Origin of the sequence: Amycolatopsis sp. NPDC051716 (assembly GCF_040681595.1) — a bacterium.
In the GTDB taxonomy this organism is placed as follows: domain Bacteria; phylum Actinomycetota; class Actinomycetes; order Mycobacteriales; family Pseudonocardiaceae; genus Amycolatopsis.
The window spans coordinates 141,008-159,234 of record NZ_JBFAZA010000020.1; the positions used below are offsets into that span (position 1 = coordinate 141,008).

Sequence of the window (18,227 nt, forward strand, 5' to 3'; positions counted from 1 at the left end):
CAGTTCAGAATGAGTCTGCGGAGGCAGATGATCGAGCAGGCCAGGCTGAGGATGGCTTGGTGGACGTCGGCTCGTCGTTCGGTGCGGATGCGCAGGCGGCGGAAGTTCTTCAGCCAGGCGAAGGTGCGCTCCACCGGCCAGCGGATCGTGCCGAGGCCGGAGCCGTGCTCGACGCCGCGGCGGGCGATGAGCGGGGTGATGCCACGAGCGCGGACCAGTCGGCGGTATTTGTCGTGGTCGCAGCCGCGGTCGGCGTAGAGCCGCCGCGGCCGGCGACGTGGCTGGCCGACCACGCCCCGGATGGGTGGGATGGCGTCGAGCAGTGGAATCAGCTGGGTGATGTCGTTGCGGTGGCCGCCGGTGAGGGTGACGGCGAGCGGGGTGCCGTAGGCGTCGGTGATCAGGTGGTGCTTCGAGCCAAGCTTGCGGCGGTCGACCGGGCTGGGTCCGGCGTGGTCCCCCCTTTGAGGGCACGCAGGTGGGTGGAGTCCACCAGCGCCGCGGACAGGTCCAGCAGGCCCGCCGCGCGCAGCTCGGCGAGCAGGTGCTCGTGCAGTTGCTGCCAGACGCCGGCCTCGTGCCACTCGATCAGCCGCCGCCAGCAGGTGGCCCCGGAGGCACCGAACAACGCCGTCGGCAGGCGGTTCCATCCGATGCCGGCGCGGATCACGTACAGGATGCCTTCGAGTGCGGCACGGTCGTCGGCACGCTTGCGGCCCGGGTAGCGGAAACGCCGCGGATGCACAGGAAGCAGCGGCTCCAGCCGCTCCCACAGCTGATCGGTCAGAACCTCCTCACGCATACCAACATTCTGGAAACCCTGGCAGCACACACAAGACGACACGCCGACTCATTCTGAACTGACCTCTTAGCGCTTACCCGACTTTGCGCAGGTCAGCGCCCCTGTCGTGGCGCGACGCCGTCTAGCCCTCCGGAGGCAGGTGTCGCAGGTTCGAATCCTGCCGAGGGCACCCTTTTTGATCGCGCAAAACCGGCCCCTACCAGCGAGAACGCGGTAGGGGCCGATTCATGTCCAACCCCGGCGGACCACGGCCGAATCCGGGCATCCGCGCATGGCGCCAGACCAGCCGACTCAGGTGGCCAGCATGGTGCGCCCAAGGTAGTCGCCGCCCGCGCCCGTACTCGCCGGGAGCACGAAGAAGTAACCTCCGCCGAAGGGCAGGGTGTACTTCTCCAATGCCTCCCCGGCGAGCCGGCGTTGGATGGTCGCGAAACCCGACTCCAGGTTGCGCTGGTAGCAGACGAAGATCTGGCCGGCGTCCTCCTCCGAACGGCGGTACGAGTGGCCGCGGCGCAAGATCCGGTGCGCTTCACTCTCCGGCGTCCGCGGGTTGGCTCGGCGGATGTGCGCGTCGAGGGCGATGACGCTGCCCTGGGGGTCGGCTGCGAAGTCGGGCTTTGCGCCTTCTTCCGCCTGGCCCAAAGGGGCGCCGGAGGTCTTTCGGCGGCCGAACACGCGTTCCTGTACCGGTATCGGCTCCGCGTCCCAAATCGGCATCGCGAGCCGGATGAGGCGGACTACCTGGTACGTCCCGCCCGTGCACCATGCGGGTTCGTCGTCGCCCGGCTGGACCCACACGTACTTTTCCATGGCGCGCGCGTCCGCGATGTCGGGGTTTCCCGCTCCTTCGCGGAAGCCGAACAGGTTGCGGGATTCGGCGTCCGGGTGGAAGCCGGTCAACTGCCAGCGCGGTGTCACACCCGGAATCCGGCGGGCCAGCGCCGCGTCGAGGGCCTCCTCGCTGTCCGCGCTCACTTGGACGAGCAGATCTCCGTGGCACCACTGCGGATCCAGCACGTCGTTGCGGAACGGCGGCATCGACGTCAGGTGGCGCGGGCGCTCGAGACCGAACCGGCCGTCGAACAGGGACGCGCCCACGGCCACCGTCGTCGTGGTGTCCGGGACCGGTGAGGCGCACGCACGCAGGGTTTCGGCCAGGCCGTTCCGGTCCCGCGTGGTCACGTCGAACGCCGCGAGCGCCGTCTTCGAGCGCGCGGGCGTCACCACGCCAGGCTGGCCCGGCACTGGCCGGGGTGGCCGTGGCGGAGGCGGCGGCTCCTGGCCCGCGCAGCCGGCGAGGCCCGCCGCCCCCACTGCGGCCAGGAACGACCGCCGGCCGAGGCGGTGGGGTGTCATGGCGTCCTGACCAGGCCGACCGCGATCGAGCCGGTCTCCGCGGACGACGGATCGAGCAGCACCCGGTAGCTGCCCGCCGTGGGCAGCGCCGGCAGGTCGTACGGGTTCTGGTCGGGTTTGTACGCCCGGTCCACCAGGGTCGTCCCGTCCGGCTTGAGCACCGTGAGCACGAACGTCTTGCCGGCGAACGTGCTGCCGCTGAAGGTCAGCCGGAGCTTGTCGCCCGTGGCGCCGGTGAACGCGACCTGGCCGTCCTGGCCGGCGCGCGTGACCGAAACCGTCGCCGCGGCGCCGCCGATCGTGATCGTCCCCGCGTCGGCGAGACCGGACAAGGTCAGGGTGACCGTGCCGGTGGCGCTGTTGGTGGGCGCCGCCACGAGCTCGTAGGTGCCCGTCACCGGCATCGCGCCGAACGCGGCACTGTCCGCGCCCGTGGTGTTGTCCCCGTAGTTCAGCGCCGTGCCGTCCGGTTTGTACACCCGGAAGAACTGCTGGTCGAAGCCCGCCGTCGCGCCGGTCACGCCGAGGCTGAGGCGTTGCCCCGCCGTGCCGTCGAACTTCAGCCGGGTGTGCTGCCCGACCCGGCCGACGCTGATCGGCTTCGCGGCGCCGCCGACGGCGAGCGTGCCCGCCGCGATCTCTTCGGACAGCCAGGTGGTCACCGTCCCGGTTCCGGAGCCGCCGTTGACGACCAGGTCGTAGCTGCCGGTTTGGCCCAGTGCGGGGAAGATCGCCCCGTTTCCGTAATTTTCCGCGTTCAGCAGTGCGCCGCCCGGGCCGACGAGAACCGCCTTCGGCGAGCCGTTGGGCAACGCCGCGCCGGCGAACCCCACCCCGAGCCGCTGCCCTTGAGTTCCGTCGAACCTGAGCCGCGCCTGCTGTCCGGGCCTGCTCAGGGTCAGCGCTTTGCCCGCGCCGGTCGCGCTGATGTCCCCCGCGGCCACCTCCGCGGAAAACCACAGCTTTCCGCTGCCGGTGCTTTCGCCGAAGTACTGGCCGACGACCAGCCGATACCTGCCGGCCACCGGAATTCGGAGCCGATCCGCCGAACCGGTGGTGATCACCAGCGGATTCCCCACCCGGGAGCCGCTCGGGTCGAACACGTACACCATGAGGTAGGTGAAGCCGGGCTGATCCGTGACGCCGATGTCGTACCAAGTGTCCTGCGCGCCGTCGAAGCCGAGATCCACGAATTGGCCGGGGCGGATCCGGCTGTAGGCGAATCCCGCCGAAGCGGTGTCGGTGGTCCCGACGATGCTCTTCGACAACTGCACGGTCACCGCACCGGTCCCGGCGCCGTCCGGATCGACGAACACCTGGTACGTCCCCGTGGCGCGCAGCGCGGGAAGCGTCACGTCACGCCCGAGGCCGGCGGCGAGATACGTAGGTCCGTTGTTCGTCTCGACGGTGAACGACCGGCCACCCGGATCGACCAGCCAGAGCCGTGCCGAAGTGGTGAGCGAATTCGACGGAACGCCGATGCCGACCTTGTCCCCCGCCGTCGCGTCGAACTTCAGCCGCAGCACCTTGTCCGCGGGAATCGCCGGGCCGGCCGCCGCGCCGTCCGCCACGATCGTGCCACCGTCGACGACATCCGCCGCGCTCGCGACCGTGAACGTGTACGTGGCCGGCGCGGATTGGCTGCCACCCTTGGCGGCCCGGACGGTCAGCGTTCGCACTCCGGACGAATTCGGGGTGACGCCCACGGAAACCTCACCCGTGCCGGTCACCTCGACCGGCTGCGAATCGGAGTCGAGCTGGTAGACGTATTTGTCGACCGGCTCGGCGCCACCCGGTTTGAAGGTGAACGTCCCCGTCAAACCGGTGCCACCGCTGGGATGTCCGTCGGCGGGGTAGTCGAAGGACGACACCGACGGCGTGGCCGGCGGTGCTACGTCGGCGACGACGAAGTCGTACGGGACCGGTGCGGACGGCTCGCCGACGGCGTTGAACGCGCGCACGGTCAGCGTCCGGCGCCCGGCCGAGCCCGGCGTGACGGTCACCGAAGCCTCGCCGTTGACCGCGGTCACCTCCTTCGGCTGCGCCTCGGTGTCCAGCTGGTAGGAGTACTTCGCGACCGGGACCGAGCTGCCGGGCTTGAACGTGAAGGTGCCGGCGACCCCGGCGCCGCCGTGCGGCTGGTTGTCCGCGGGGTAGGCCGCCGACGACACGACGGGCAGCGCCACGGCGGGCTCGGCCAGCACCAGGTTCCAGCCGGCCAACGCGCCCTCGTCGAAGCCGAAGTTGTCGCGGACGACGAGCTTCCAGACGCCGTTGGCGTCCTTCGTGGTCAGATCGGGCAGCGGGTAGGTCTGGTCGAGGTCGGCTGCGGCGTCCGTGCCGTCGGCGTTCTTCAGCGGCAGCTCGGTGCCGTCCGGCGTGACGAGGCGGATCGAGAGGTCACCGCGGGCCGGGTGCTCGGCCCGCACGCGCACGCGGGCGGTGGCGGCCACCTTCCGCCCGCAGGCGGTCATTTCGATCGTGCTGGTGACGCTGCCCAGGTCCGGGATCGGCTGCCGGGTGTCGTTCGCGGCCGTGCAGACCTGCTGCGGCGGCACGCCGGTGTAGAGCAGCTTGTTCGGGGAACCGGTCTTCAGCGTGTCCTGCTTGAGGACGCCGGCCGTGGCCCGCCCGAGCAGGGCATTGGTCACTTCGGCCGGGCTCAGGCCGGGAGACTGTGACAGCAGCAGCGCGACCGCGCCGGCGACGTGCGGGGACGCCATCGACGTACCCCGGAGGGTCACCGTCGCGGTGTCGGTGGCGTTGTGCGCGGACTTGACCGACTCCCCCGGCGCGAACAAGTCGACGCAGGATCCGTAGTTCGAGCCGCCGGTGACGCCGCCCGTCTCCTTCCAGTCGCGGGCTCGTTCGTCGACGGGGTTGCTCGCGCCGACGGTGATCGCCGTGGGCACGTCCGCCGGGCTGGCGAAGCAGGCGTCCCGATCGTCGTTCCCGGCGGCCACGACGTAGGTGATGCCGGCCGCGATGGAGTTCTTGACCGCGAGGTCTTCGGCGGCCGACTGCCCACCGCCCAGGCTCATGTTGACCACCGCCGGACGCTGCGCGTGCTGGGTCACCCAGTCGACACCCGCGATGATCTGGCTGGTCGCGCCGAGGTTCTCACAGCTGAGCACCCGGACCGAGACGAGCTTGGCCTTCTTCGCCACCCCGTACGTCTTGCCACCGACCGTGGCGGCGACGTGCGTGCCGTGCCCCGAGGTGCTGCAATCCTGGCCGTTCCAGCCGTCGTTGATGGCGTCGAAGCCGACACTGGCGCGCCCCTCGAACTCCGAATGGGAGATCCGGACGCCGGTGTCCATGATGTACGCGGTCACGCCCGCGCCCGCCCCATCCGGGTAGGTGAACGCGTCGTCCAGCACGGTGCTCCGCTGATCGACCCGGTCCAGGTTCCACGGCGGCAGCGGCTGGGTGGCCTGACCCGACACGATCGCGTCGGCCTCCACCCGTTCGACCAGCGGATCGGCGGCCAGCTTCGCGGCCTGCTCCGCCGTCCCGGTGAAGAGGAACCCGTGCAGGGCCGCCTGGTAGGTGCGCCCGGCCTTGCCGCCGTAGCGGCTCGTGAGCACGCCGGCCGCGGCCGGGACCGCGAGCTGGCTCGGCTTGGTGAGGACGATGTAGCTGCCGTCGATCACCTTGGCGCCGGCCGGTTTCACCACCTGCCCCACGGCCGCCTGTGCGGGTGCCGCGACCCCCGCGGAAAGCCCCGCGAGCACCGCCACCGCGGCACCCGCGGCGACGAGCCGGCTTCTTCTTGACGACGCGCGCATCCTGAACTCCCCCAAGCCACGGCGGACACCGGTCCGCGCAAACCAGATTCCGAGCCAAGCCGACCGCGCAGGCAATGCTCCGATGCCCGGTCGGCACGCACTTCGTCTCGACAGCTACCGGGCTACGTCTTCTCGCCCTGTTCTATCCGAAGATCGGAACACCAGAAAGAAGCAATCCCGTATTCCGGATCCGTCACCTTGTAGCGAAGATCCTCCCAGCCGTCACCGGTCATGTCGATGATCTGCAAGCCAAGCGGAAGGCCATCGGCATTCTGCTTGAATTCCAGTCCCGTCACTCCCTCGAACAACAGAACACCCGCGGGTCCGGTGGCCATCCCTCGCCGCTCGAGCTCGATCCTCAAGGACGGCCCGCCGTCGACCGTCTCGAGAACGACTCGGCTCATCGACCACGGCCCCTCCCGAAGCAGCCGGTCGTACTCGTCCAGCACCGCGTTCACCGCCATGACGTGTACTCGCCTGGAGCATGTGCCACGATTTCCGCTCCATTCCGTCCGGGGCCGTACTCGTAGACGTGGTGGTGCACGTCCGGGATATTCCGGCCCGGGAGACCGGCGTTGTAGTCGGTGCGGCCGATCAGGCGCCCATACTGATCATAATAGGCCTCCCAGGGCTCGACCCGGACACCGCCCGGTCCGCGATCGTTGATGTACTCACCGCGCAGAACGGGTGTGCCGGGAGTGATCTGTTTCGGCGCCTTGAACGCTTTGTCGATCAGGTACTGGCCGGGAACGTAGCCGTCGTACTCGCCGCCGGCCCCCATCGGCTTCTCGCCGCTCGGGTCGATCCGAGCCGTCGGCTGGTTGCCGACGTAGCCGTAGAGGTTGTTCCCGCCGTCGAACCCGATCGGGTCCTCGCTCAAGAACCGCTGCAGGCCGGGGCTGTAGTAGCGGGCCCGGTTGAAGTACAGCCCGGTGCCGTCGTCCTCGCGTCCCGCGTACCGGTAGGCGTTCCCGCCGTCGTTGCCGGCGACGTAGGTCCGGCCGAACGGCTCGTAGGTGTACGTGGCACCCGCACCGGCGCTGTCGACCAGGCCGAGCGTGCTGCCCAGGCCATCGGTGAGGTACCGGCGGGTCACCCCGCCGGCGTCGCGGAGCTGGTAACCGTCCACACCGGACGAAGTGATCGTCGCGGTGACAGCGCCGTTCACCTTCTCCTGCACCGGGTTCGATCCGTCGTACAGGAAGCCGGTGGTGACACCGTCGATCGTCTTGGACCGGCGGCGGCCGTCCGCCTCGTAGCTGAAGGCGGCCGTCGTCCCCGGCCCGGACTCCGTGGCCAGCTGGCCACGGGCGTTCCAGGTGTAGCCGGCCACGCCGTCGGAGATCAGGTTGCCGTCCGCGTCGTAGCTGACCGGCGTCGCGCCGATGCCGCGGATCCGGTTCGCCTGGTCGTAGGTGGCCACGCCGAACTGCTCCGGCAGCATGGCCCGGGAGTAGCTGCCGCCGGTCCGGACCGGCTGCCCCGCCGTGTCGTAGTCGTAGGCGAGATCGCCGAGCACGGTCTGGCCCGCGCGGTAGGTGATCGTCTTGACTTCGCCGGCGTCGTCGTAGCCGTACGTCTGGGAAACGCCACCAGCGGGTGCGCCGATCCGCTGCACGCGCCCCACCGCGTCACGGCCGACGGTCGTGACCGCCGTGCCACCCTGCTGGACCTCGGACAACGCGCCCGCCGCGTCGTAGACGTACCGCACCGGGGCCCGGCCGGGCACGTTCAGCACCCGGTCCCGCCCGGCGGTGTCGTAGTCGTACGACACGCTGCCCTGCGTGGTGGTCTCGGCCTTGACGCGGTCCAGGCCGTCGTACTCGGTGGTCGCCACTCCGGCCACCGAGTCTTCGGTCCGCTTCAGGCGGTTGCCCAGGTCGTAGCCGAACTTCGTGCTGCTCTCGGCGCCGAACCGGCTTTCGGACTTGCGGTCCAGGTCGTCGTAGTCGTTTTCGGTGACGATGCCGCGGCGGCTGGTGTGCTTCTTCAGGTTGCCGTTCTGGTCGTACTCCGCCTGCTCGAACCGGCCGAGCGGGTCGGTGACCTTCGCGACGTGGTCCATGTTGTCGTAGTCGAAGACCGTTTCGCCGCCGCGGGCGTCGGTGACCTGGTGGCGGTTGCCGTTCGGGTCGTACCCGTACGCCATGGTCCGGCCGAGCGGATCGGTCACCGAGGCGACCTCGTTCGCCGCGGTGTACGCGGTTTCGGTGACCGCACCCCGTGGATCGGTGGCCAGCACCGTCCGGCCGAGCGCGTCGAAGCCCGCCTTGCTCACCCGGCCGAGCTGGTCGGTGGTCTTGACCGGATCGGTGCCCGCGTACTCGGTGGTGGCGAACTTGCCCGCCGGATCGGTGACCTTGGTGACCAGGCCCTTTTCGTTGGTGTCATAGGTCTTGACGCGCTGCGCCGGGTCGGTGACCGACTGCACCGCGCCCCGCGGGTCGAGCCCGTACACCGTGTCCTTGCCGTAGCTGTCGGTGTACTTGGTCAGCTCGTGATGCGGCCCGGTGCGCTCGAACTTCTCGGTGCGCGCGTCCGGCGTGCCCGCCAGGACCGTCTTTTCCTTTACCTGGCCCAAATCGTCGTAGACGTAGGCCGTCTTGCGCTGCAACGCGTCCGTGACGGCCTTCAGCCGGACGCCGTCCGTGTCGTACTCGCTGGTCGTCGTCTCGGCGACGCCGGTGCCGAACGCCTTGGTATCGGTGAGCACCGATCCCTTGTCGTTGAAGGTCATCTGCCGGACGTGTCCCCGCGGATCGGTGATCCGGGTCTCGACGATCGCCTCGCCCGACGTGACGTACTCGAACCGGGTGATCCCGTTGTCCGCGGCCGTCTGGGTCTTCACCCGGCCCTTGTCGTCGTACTCGTTGAGCAGGTACCGGATGCCCCTGGGGTCGGTGATGGTCTTGAGCCGGCCCTTTTCGTCCCAGGTGTACCGGGTGAGGCCGCCCCGGACGTCGGTCACCGTCTCCAGGTGCCCGGTGGCGTCGTAGGTGTAGCCGACGTGCCGGCCCAGGTTGTCCTCGACGGACTTGACGCGCGGCGGGTTCGACTCGTCGTAGGCGAACTTCACCCACCGGCCGTTGGGCGAGGTGATCTGCGTGACCGGCCCGTTGGCACGGACCTTGCCGTCGGTGCCCGGCGGCGCGGTCGCCCGCGTGAGGGTGGTGGTGTTGCCGAACTTGTCGCGGATCTCCTGCAACGGCGCCTCTTCGCCGATCACCATCACGGTGCCGTCGCGAAGCGTCACGTCCCAGCCGCTGTCGATCCACTTCACGATCGAGCCGTCGAACTTCGTCGGCGTCGGGTCGGCCTTGAACACCGCGCCCGCGTAGTCCTGCCCCGGCGAGGTGCGGCGGTAGTGGATCTTGCTGCCGTCCGGCTGTACCAGGTCGAACTCCTGGAACGTGAACTGCCCGATGATGCCGGGAGACCACGGGTAGAGGCCGTAGTTGAAGCTCGTCCCGACGCCGAACGCGCGGATGTCGGTGTCGCCCTGCTGGTAGCTGCGTTTGATCTCGATCGGCGCGATGTCGTCGACGACCAGGTCGGTCGTCTCGTCCACCAGGAGCCCGGTCGCCGGGTCCACCGGGTCCCCGACGCGGGGCACGCCGGCCCTCGGCGCGATCGGTGGCGGGTTCATCCCCGGCACGGCGGTCATCGCGCCGGTCAGCCGGTAGAACTTGACCGTCGGATCGGGCACGATCTGCTTGCCGTCCGGCGAAACCGTGCCGTAGCCGTAGATGTGCCAGCCCGGGCCGTCCGGATCGTAGTTCCAGAACTGGGTCCGGGTCCCCGGTCGCTCCTTCGTGTAGTTCGGGTAGACGATCGTGGCGCCCTCGGGGAAGAGGTAGCTGCCGCCCGGCTGGACCGTGAAGTACACCGGGACCTTGGTGGGCGGGAGCGGGAACGGCGGCCGGTCGATCGGGATCGGGGTGAGGCTCAGTTCGGTCGCCACGTTCCCGTCGGCGTCGCGGACGACGGTCCCCGCCGGCAGCCGGACTTCCAGGCCGGGAATGGCCTTGGTGGTGAGGACGGTCTCGGTCGTCGTCGGACTGGGCACGTGCACCGTCGCGGCGGCGTCGATCTCCGGCAGGAACACCGTGTACGGCAGGACGAGGACCTGGCCGCCCTTGAGGTCGACGCCGATGTCGAACGAGCCGAACGGGCGGCCGGAGGTGCCGGTACGACCGTCCACCCGCACCACGACGTGCCCGCCGGGCAGCCCGGTCAGCACGAACTTGCCCTTGTCGTCGGTGGTGACGCGGCTGCCGCCGGCGCTCACCGTGACGCCGGCGAGGGGCCGGCCGGCCGTGGACTGGACCTTGCCGACCAGGCCGGTGAACCCGACGTCGAACTGCAGCGGCCGGTCCCGCACCGGCGCCGGGTCGTAGCGGGTGCTCCAGTCGGTGCCGTTCAGGTTGGCGGTGTCCGGCTGCCAGCCACCGGGCGACCCGCAGGTCGACGAGGACGGCGGGGCAGGCTGGGGTTCCGGTGCGGCCGGGGGCTGCGCCGAGCCCTCGGGCGCCTTGCCGGACTTGGCCGGAGCCGGCACCGGTTCGGCGGGGACGCACTTCGGCGTGACCGGCTTCGGCGGGTCGATCCGCTGCTGCGGGGCCACCATCGCGGCCGCGGCGGGTTTGCTGAGCGCCACGGTCATCGAGCCGGTGGCCTGGCCGCCGGGGTCGAACACCATGGTGTAGGTGCCCGTCATCTTCAGCGCGGGCAGCTTGAACCGGCTGAACGAAATCCAGGAGTGGTTCGGCGAGATCGTGCCGTCCGGCGCGATCAGGCTGTAGTAGGACCCGCCGTTGTTCGGGAAACCGAACGTGAAGTCCGCCTGCAGGACGTCGTTCGCGGTGCCGTCGAAGGTCACCTTCCCGTTCTGCGCGGTCCGGCCGATGGTGACCGTGCCGGCGGCGCCGCCGACGGCGACCTTGCCACCGTCTACCTCGGACGAAAGCAGGACGGTCAGGTCACCCGCCGCCGGCCCGGCCCCGTCCTCGAGCGGTTCGAGCACGATCCGGTAGTCGCCCGCCACCGGCAGGGTGGTCAGGTCGAAGCCCCACGGCAGGCCGAAGTTGAACGGCGAGTCCAGCGTGGTGCCGTCCGGCTTGTACACCGTCGGCTTGAGGAACGGGATGTTCGGCGACGTGAAGCCGAGGCTCAGGCGCTGCCCGGCCTGCCCGGTGAACTTCGCGACGACGCGCTGGCCCGGCACGGTGACCGAAGCCGTCGGCGGCGGCCCGTCGATGGCGAGCTGGCCGAGGTCCAGCGGCTCGGACGCGGCGATCGTGACGTCGCCCGTGGTGGCGTACGCCGGTTCGAGCTGGATGCGGTACTTCCCGGTCTCGGGCAGCGCGGGAACGTCCAGCTTGCCGTCGATCGAGCTGGTCACCAGCTTGCCACCGGTCGGCTGGAAGACCCGCATGGTGACGTAGCCGGGCAGGCTCTTGTTCCGGGTCTGCAGGTGCAGCGGCCGGCCCTGGACACCGTTGTAGTCGAACCACACCTCCCGGGCCGGCCGGTCGATGGTGACCTTGGTCTGCGCGTTGATCGGCAGCTGGCCGGCTTCGGTCGCGGAGGTCAGCCAGCCCCGGGCGCTGCCGACGGCTTCCCAGCCGCTCATGAACAGGCTGTGCTGGCCGCTCTTGCGGATCGGGACGTTGCGGATCTCCTGCGTGCCGGTGCGCAGCTCGACCTGGTTGTCGTCCGGTTCGGCGAGGATTCCGCCCGGGTAACCGGGGCGGCCGTTCTCGCGCAGCGTGTTCTCGGTGACGCCGAACCGCAGGTTCTTGCCCGCGACACCGGTGAACGGCAGCCGCACGGACTGGCCGGGCCGGTTGATCTTGAACTGCGTGCCCGCCCCGTCGACCGCGAGCTGGCCCGCCTCGAGCACCCCGGACAACCAGACCTTGCCGGCCCCGAGCTCGTTCGCGCCGAAGGTGACGCCGACGGTGAACGTGCCGCTCTGGCGGGCCTTGAACACCATCGTCGGGGTGTAGAGGGTGAGCGAGGCCTTCCAGGTGTTCTTGTAGCCGTCGGGCTGAGTCACCAGGACGTCGAAGGTGTTGGCCGGCATGCTCAGGTCGGTCAAGCCGAAGCTGAGCCATTCGCCCGCGGTGGCGGTGAACGTCATTTCGGCGCGCTGCTGCGCCACGCTGACGGTGAACGGCACGCCGGTGCCGTCGCGGGTCAGCTTGTCCCCGGTCAGGGTGTGCGACGCGGTGATCCGCACCTTGCCGGCCGCGTCGTCGTCCGGCGCGACCGCGATCGTGTAGGTGCCGGTGGCGCCGAACACCGGGATGTCCTGGCGCAGCGTGCTGCCCGCCCACAGGTCGAGCGGGTCGCCCATGGTGCGGCGGGCGAAGTCGCCGCCGTGCGGGGAGAACATCCACATCGCCGAGCGGACCGGGACCGTGTTGTTCTCCAGGTCCAGGTGCACGCGCTCGCCGGCCTGGCCGTCGATCAGGACGACCGCTTCCTTGCCGGCCGGGATGTCGAGCTCCATCGGCTTGCCGAGTTCGATCCGGCCGCCGTAGACCAGCTGGTCGATCTTGAACCCGCGCGGCGACACCAGGAAGTCGGCACCGCTGGTCGCCGTTCCGCCGGGCGTGCGCACGCTGATCCGGCCGGACGCCACCGCGGCGGGCACCTCGACGGTCAGGCTGGTCGGGCCGGCCTGCTTGACCCGCGCGGCGGTCTGGTGGAACAGCACCACATCACGCGTGGCATCGGGATCGAACCCGGTGCCGGTGATGGTGATCGTGTCCCCGGAGTTGCCGCGGTCGGCGGACACGCCGGTGATCGCCGGAGCCGGCACGCCCTTGGTCACCACGAACGGGGCGCGGGCGGCCGCGGTCTTGCCGTTCGCGGTCACCTTGACCGCGCCACCGCCGGTGCCCGCGGGGACGATCACGGTGAGCCGGGTCGCCGTCGCGGCGGTGACCTGCGCGGCGATCCCGTCGAAGCTCACCTGGTTGCCGGCCGGCTGCGTGGCGAATCCGGTGCCGCTGATCTCCACCGTGCTGCCGGTCGGACCGCGGGTGGGCACCAGCGCGAAGATCGACGCGGTGTCCGTGCGGTAGCGGTCGGTCGCCTCGAGGTTGCCCGCGGCGTCGTACCGGTAGGCGGCCGCCTCACCGGAGTTGTTCGTGACGCCCGCCAGCTGTCCGGCGGCGTCGTAGAAGTAGTCGCGCGGGCCGGACGGCGCACCGACGGCGAACGTGTACTTCGCCGGTGCCGAAAGCACCCCGGTCGACGTGACCTTCGCCCAGACCGTCAGCGTGCGCTGGCCGGAGCGGACCGGGGCGAGGCTGACGGTCGCGGTGCCGGTGCCGGCGGGCACCTCGGTGGGTGCGGCGTCGGTGTCCAGCTGGTACCGCACGGCGTCCGCGGCGACGGCACCCTGGCTGCGCAGGGTGAACGTGCCCGCCTGGCCGAGGCTGCCGTGCAGCTGCCCGTCCGCGGGGTAGTCCGTGGAGGACACGAGCGGCGTGGCCGGGGTCGGTGCCGCCCCGGCGACCAGGAACGTGTAGGCGGCCGGCGCCGAAGCGCTGCCCGCGCTGCCGATCGCCCACACGACCAGCGTGTGCGTGCCGCCGGTCGGCGGGGTGATCCGCACCGCGACGTCGCCGGTGCCCGGCACGTCCGTGGTCGTGCCTTCGTCGAGCTTCCAGCGGAAGCCGGCGACGGCCGTGGTCCCGGTGGAGCGGAAGGTGAAGCCGCCTTCCTGGCCGGCGTTGCCGTGCGGTTGCCCGTCCGCGGGGTAGTCCGTGGAGAACACACCCGGCGCGTCCGGCGGCGGCAGCGGTGCCACCTCGAACGTGTAGTTCGCCGGTGCCGAAACCGCGCCCGCCGCGGTGAACGTCCGCACGGTGAGCGTCTGCGAACCCGCGGTGACCGGCGTGATCTTCACCGCCACCTTGCCCGCACCGGCCACGTCGGTGGCCGGGCCACCGTTGAGCTGCCAGCGGTAGCCCGCGATCGCCGTCGACCCGGTCGGCCGGAAGGTGAACGTCCCTTCCTTGCCGGGCGCCCCGTACGGTGCCCCGCCCGACGGGTAGTCCAGCGAAAGCACCTGCGGCGCACCGGGTCCGTTCGGCGCGTCGGCCACGACGAAGGTGTACGTGGCCGGCGGCGAGATCAGGTTCTCGACGCCGAGCGCACGCACGGTCAACGTGTGCTGTCCCGGCGTCGGCGGCGTCGCGCGCACCTGGACCTCACCGGTGCCGGGCACGTCCGCGGGACCGCCGTCGTCGAGCTGCCACCGGTACCCGGTGACCGCGGCCGTGCTGCCCGGCTTGAGCGTGAAGACGCCTTCCCGGCCGGGCACGCCGTGCGGCTGACCGTCCGCGGGGTAGTCCACGGAGGACACCAGCGGTGCGGCGGGCGCCTGCGGAGGCGTCGCGACGACGAAAGCGTAGGAAGCCGGCGGCGAAGCCAGGCCACCGGCAGTGACCGCGCGGACGGTCAAGGTCCGGTTGCCCGCGGCGAGCGGTGTCACGGTCACCGAGGTCTGCCCGGTGGCCGGCACCTCCGTCGGCTGCGAGTCGGAGTCGAGCTGGTAGACGAACTTCGCGATCGGCACGGCGTCGCCCGGCTTGAGGACGAACGTGCCGGGCCGGCCGGGCCGCCCGTGCGGCTGACCGTCCGCCGGGTAGTCCACCGAGGACGCGAGCGGCGTGGCGGGCGGCACCGGCGCCGGGGTGCCCGGACCGGCGGCGAACACGCTGGGCCGCGGAACTTCGGCGCCCACCGCGAAGTGGCTGTGCCACTGGACGCCCGCGCCGAAGCGGGCGCCGTCCGAAGCGCCGACGTAGGCCTTCCCGGTGCTGCCGCGGGTGAAGGTGACGATGTCGAACTTGCCGTCCCCGGTGAAGTCGCCGAGGCCGGGAAGCTCGTCGCCGGGTGCGAAGCTCGCGTTCCACTGCCGTGCGGCGCCGAACGCCGAACCGGTCGAGATCGCGGCGTTCACCTGGCCGTTCGAGAACGAGACGACGTCGTCCTTGCCGTCACCGTCGATGTCGCCGACGGCGGCCCGGTTCGCGTCCGGGGCGAAGTTGTCCTGCCAATTGGCCGAGGCGCCGAACTTCGTGCCGTCGGACAGCGCCACGAAGACGTCCGCCGCTTCACCGCCGGAGAACCCGACGATGTCGTCCTTGTTGTCGCCGTTCACGTCGCCGGCCGCGGGCATGGCGGTGCCCAGCGCGAACGAGCTGTGCCACTTCACCGGGGTACCGAACTTGGTGCCGTCGGACAGCGCCACGAACACACCGCCGTCCGTGCCGCGGGCGAAGCCGGCGACGTCGTCCCGGCCGTCGCCGTTGAAGTCGCCCACGACCGGGATGTCGGTGCCCGCGGCGAAGCCGCCCAGCCACTTCGCCGGGGTGGCCGCGAACTTCGTGCCGTCGGAGAGCGCGACGTAGACACTCGCGTCGGTGCCACGGGTGAACGTGACGGCGTCGGCCTTCCCGTCGCCGTTGAAGTCACCGGTCAGCGGGATCTCGTTCTGCGCCGCGAAGCTGTCGTGCCACTTCCAGCCGTCCTGCACGAACTTCGTGCCGTCGGACAGGGAGACGTAGACCGCCGGAGCGCTGCCGCGGGTGAAGGTGACGACGTCATCCTTGCCGTCGCCGTCGAAGTCCGACTTTCGCTTGCGGTGGGTCGGTGGCTCCGCGACGGAGTACGTGTAGGCCGTCTCGCCCGAGGACACCCCGTTGGCATCGAGCGCCCACACGCTCAGGGTCCGCCGGCCCGGCGCGGCGGGTGCCAGGTTCACCGTGACCTGGCCGGTCGCGGGCACCTCCGTGGGGCGCGGATCGGAGTCCTGCTGGTAGACGAACTTGGCGATCGGCACGGTGTTGCCCGGCTTGAACACGAACGCGCCCGTCTGCCCCGGCGCACCGTGCGGCCCGTCCTGCGGGTAGTCCACGGAGGACACGACCGGTGCGGCGGGCGGAGGCGGCGGGGTGCCCAGGTAGGACACCGCGAGGTGGGGCCGCAGCGAGGGCTCCGGCGCCTCGTTGGACAGGAACAGCACCCGCTGGGCCGCACCCGCTTCGTCGTGCAGCTTGATCTCGAAGCCGTTGTTGGACGCCGGGTTGTTCACCCAGCCCTGCGCCATGCTCGCGTTTTCCCAGATCTGCCAGGTCGGGCGGTCGGGAACGCCGGAAACGAAGTCCGACCGGCTCGCCGCGATGTCACCGCCCGGCGCGGTCCACGCGGCGGCCGCGGACGCGCGGTTCCAGGTCGCCTCGCCTTCCACGAAGGCTCTGCCGACCGTGTGCCCGTCGAAGGTCGCGCCGGACCCGTTGGAGTAGAACCCCCACATCGACACGTCGGCGTCGACGATCGTGGTCCCCGCCGGGATCGCGCTCAGACCGCCGAACTTCACCAGCGCCCGGCTCTTCCCGAGGGTGGCGCCGTTGTTGCCGACCTGGAGCCACGGCTGTCCGGTGAGCACGTTGAAGTTGGTGTTCGGCTGGGTGGCGGACACCGTGGTGTCGGCCGTGGCCGGGAAGATCTGCCGGACCTGCCCCGCCTTCGGCGTGCGGGTCAGCTGGGTGGCGCTCGGGATGCTCTCGCCGCCGCGGGTCTGCACGACGATCATGTAGTAGTAGGCGTTCCAGCCCAGGTCCGGTGCGCTGTCCGGGGTGACCGGGGCGGTGGTGTCGACGAACCGGGTCGCCTGCGGCCCCAGCGAAGTGACCAGCGTCGCGGCCGAAGGGGTGTACACCTGCGACACCGAACGGTGCACCTGGTACCCGACGATGTCGTCGGGACCGTTGCCGGGACCCGGGTTCGTGTAGGGGGTCCAGGCCAGCTCGGCGCCGGTGGCGTAGGCCTTGGTGATCGGCTGCAGGACGGCGCCCGGCTTGCCGTAGGTCAGCAGCAGCTTCGGGAACGTCGCCGTGTCGCCGTTGTAGTCGAACTCGGCGCCGTGGTGGATCGCGCCGCCTCGCTTGAGCGTCTCGTCGGTCGCCTTGACGAGGAGCCCGTTGTTGCCGGCGGAACCGGAAACCCACGACTGCGCGATGTTGCGGACGTCCCATTCGGACCAGGCCTGCGTGACGTTGGCGCGCTTGACCGCGGTCGCCAGGCCCGCCTCGGCGAAGGCCCCGTTGAAGGTGTTCCAGGTGACGGTGTTCTCGGCCCACGCGGCGGTGACCCGGCGCGCCTCCATGGTGACGTCGTTGGCGTTGGTGTAAAGCTCGTTGTCGTAGTACATCCGCAGCTTCGCCGACGTCAGGCTGGTGCCGGCGGGCACCACGGACGTGTCGAACTTGACCAGGCTGCGCGCGACACCGGAGCCGTCGGTGCCCACCGAGAGCTGGTAGCTCGCGCCGTCGTTGCGATCCGGCGTGTCGGACCAGAGCTGGCTGTCCTGACCGGAGTTCGACGTCGGCTCGACCTTGATCGTCGGGTCGATCACGACCGGGTACTTGCGCTGCGGGGCGGCCAGCCAGTCGTGGTCCGCCCGCACGACCACGGTGATGTCCGGCCCGTGCTGCTCGACCGTCTGGGAAACCTGGCCACTGAAGGAATCCGTGCGCGAACCCGACGCGTCGAGCATGAACGGCTTGGGCATCACGTACCGCGGCGGCCCGTCGGTGCCGGTGCCGAAGAACGCGATCGAGCCGTCCGGCCGCGCTTGGGCGGAGACGCCGGACAGGTGCAACCTGAAGCGGTACGTGGCGTCGCGGGGCGGTGCGGCGAGGACGATCCGCTCTTTGAGGGAATCGCGGGTGACCCGGTAGTTCAGCTCGGCGCCGTCGAACGCGCCCGGATAGCTGACGGAGTCCTTGTCCACATGGGGTTCGACCGGCTTGCCCGCGCCGTCGAGCCCCAGCTCGACCCGCGTGCCGCCCATGGCGAACCGGGCCAGCCGATCCGTCCGGTCCCCGAAGGAGGTGCTGAACCCGTTGGTGTCATTGGCGAATCGGTAGCCGTCGCCCGCGTGCTCGCGCACCGTCGTGTCGATCGGCTGCCAGGTTCCTTGCCGGTCGCGGAAAGACTGCGGCCGGGCGGAAAGCTCCGCTTCGAGCTGGCCGTTCGACAGCTCGAAGACCCGCATGTCCGCGGTGCGGCGCTCGGCCAGCTCACGCACGCGCACCGGCGCCCCGGCGGGCTGGCGGCGTGCGTTGTTTTGGCTGCCTCCCAGGGAAAGCGGCAAGGATGCGGGCAGTCCGACGAAGACCACCGCAAGCACCAGAGCCAGGACCAGGACGCGTGAGAGCACACCAGAGCCACGTCTACCGTGCACTGATCCCCCCAGA

The 18,227-nt window shown here is 70.6% G+C and carries 4 protein-coding genes, 1 tRNA gene and 1 pseudogene; 1 reads left to right on the plus strand and 5 read right to left on the minus strand.

What is annotated here, in order from left to right; translation table 11 throughout:
- Positions 1-23: 23 nt before the first annotated feature.
- Positions 24-802: pseudogene (locus tag AB0M30_RS27100) on the minus strand (IS5 family transposase); the annotation flags it as partial.
- Between the two features lie 97 nt (positions 803-899).
- Between AB0M30_RS27100 and AB0M30_RS27105 the strand changes: the two are divergent.
- A tRNA-Arg gene (locus tag AB0M30_RS27105) sits at positions 900-971 on the plus strand.
- 122 nt (positions 972-1,093) lie between these two features.
- Here AB0M30_RS27105 and AB0M30_RS27110 read toward each other — a convergent pair.
- From AB0M30_RS27110 to AB0M30_RS27125, 4 genes are all read right to left on the minus strand, one after another.
- Positions 1,094-2,026 carry a Dyp-type peroxidase gene (locus AB0M30_RS27110; RefSeq protein WP_364588856.1) on the minus strand — a complete coding sequence of 311 codons (933 nt, stop codon included), beginning with the start codon at positions 2,024-2,026 and terminating at the stop codon, positions 1,094-1,096.
- Positions 2,027-2,154: 128 nt separating this feature from the next.
- Positions 2,155-5,946: a S8 family serine peptidase gene (locus tag AB0M30_RS27115; RefSeq protein WP_364588859.1), complete on the minus strand. Its 3,792-nt coding sequence runs from the start codon at positions 5,944-5,946 to the stop codon at positions 2,155-2,157.
- 122 nt (positions 5,947-6,068) lie between these two features.
- Positions 6,069-6,410 carry a hypothetical protein gene (locus AB0M30_RS27120; RefSeq protein WP_364588861.1) on the minus strand — a complete coding sequence of 114 codons (342 nt, stop codon included), beginning with the start codon at positions 6,408-6,410 and terminating at the stop codon, positions 6,069-6,071.
- Entirely contained in the window at positions 6,401-18,064 is an 11,664-nt protein-coding gene (locus AB0M30_RS27125) for a DNRLRE domain-containing protein (RefSeq protein WP_364588863.1), read from the minus strand. Before AB0M30_RS27125 ends, AB0M30_RS27120 begins: the two co-directional genes overlap by 10 nt.
- Positions 18,065-18,227: the final 163 nt, after the last annotated feature.

Excerpts from the sequence above, each read along its gene's own strand:
- AB0M30_RS27120 (WP_364588861.1), bottom strand. The coding sequence starts at position 6,410 with ATGGCGGTGAACGCGGTGCTGGACGAGTACGACCGGCTGCTTCGGGAG.
- AB0M30_RS27115 (WP_364588859.1), bottom strand. The coding sequence starts at position 5,946 with ATGCGCGCGTCGTCAAGAAGAAGCCGGCTCGTCGCCGCGGGTGCCGCG.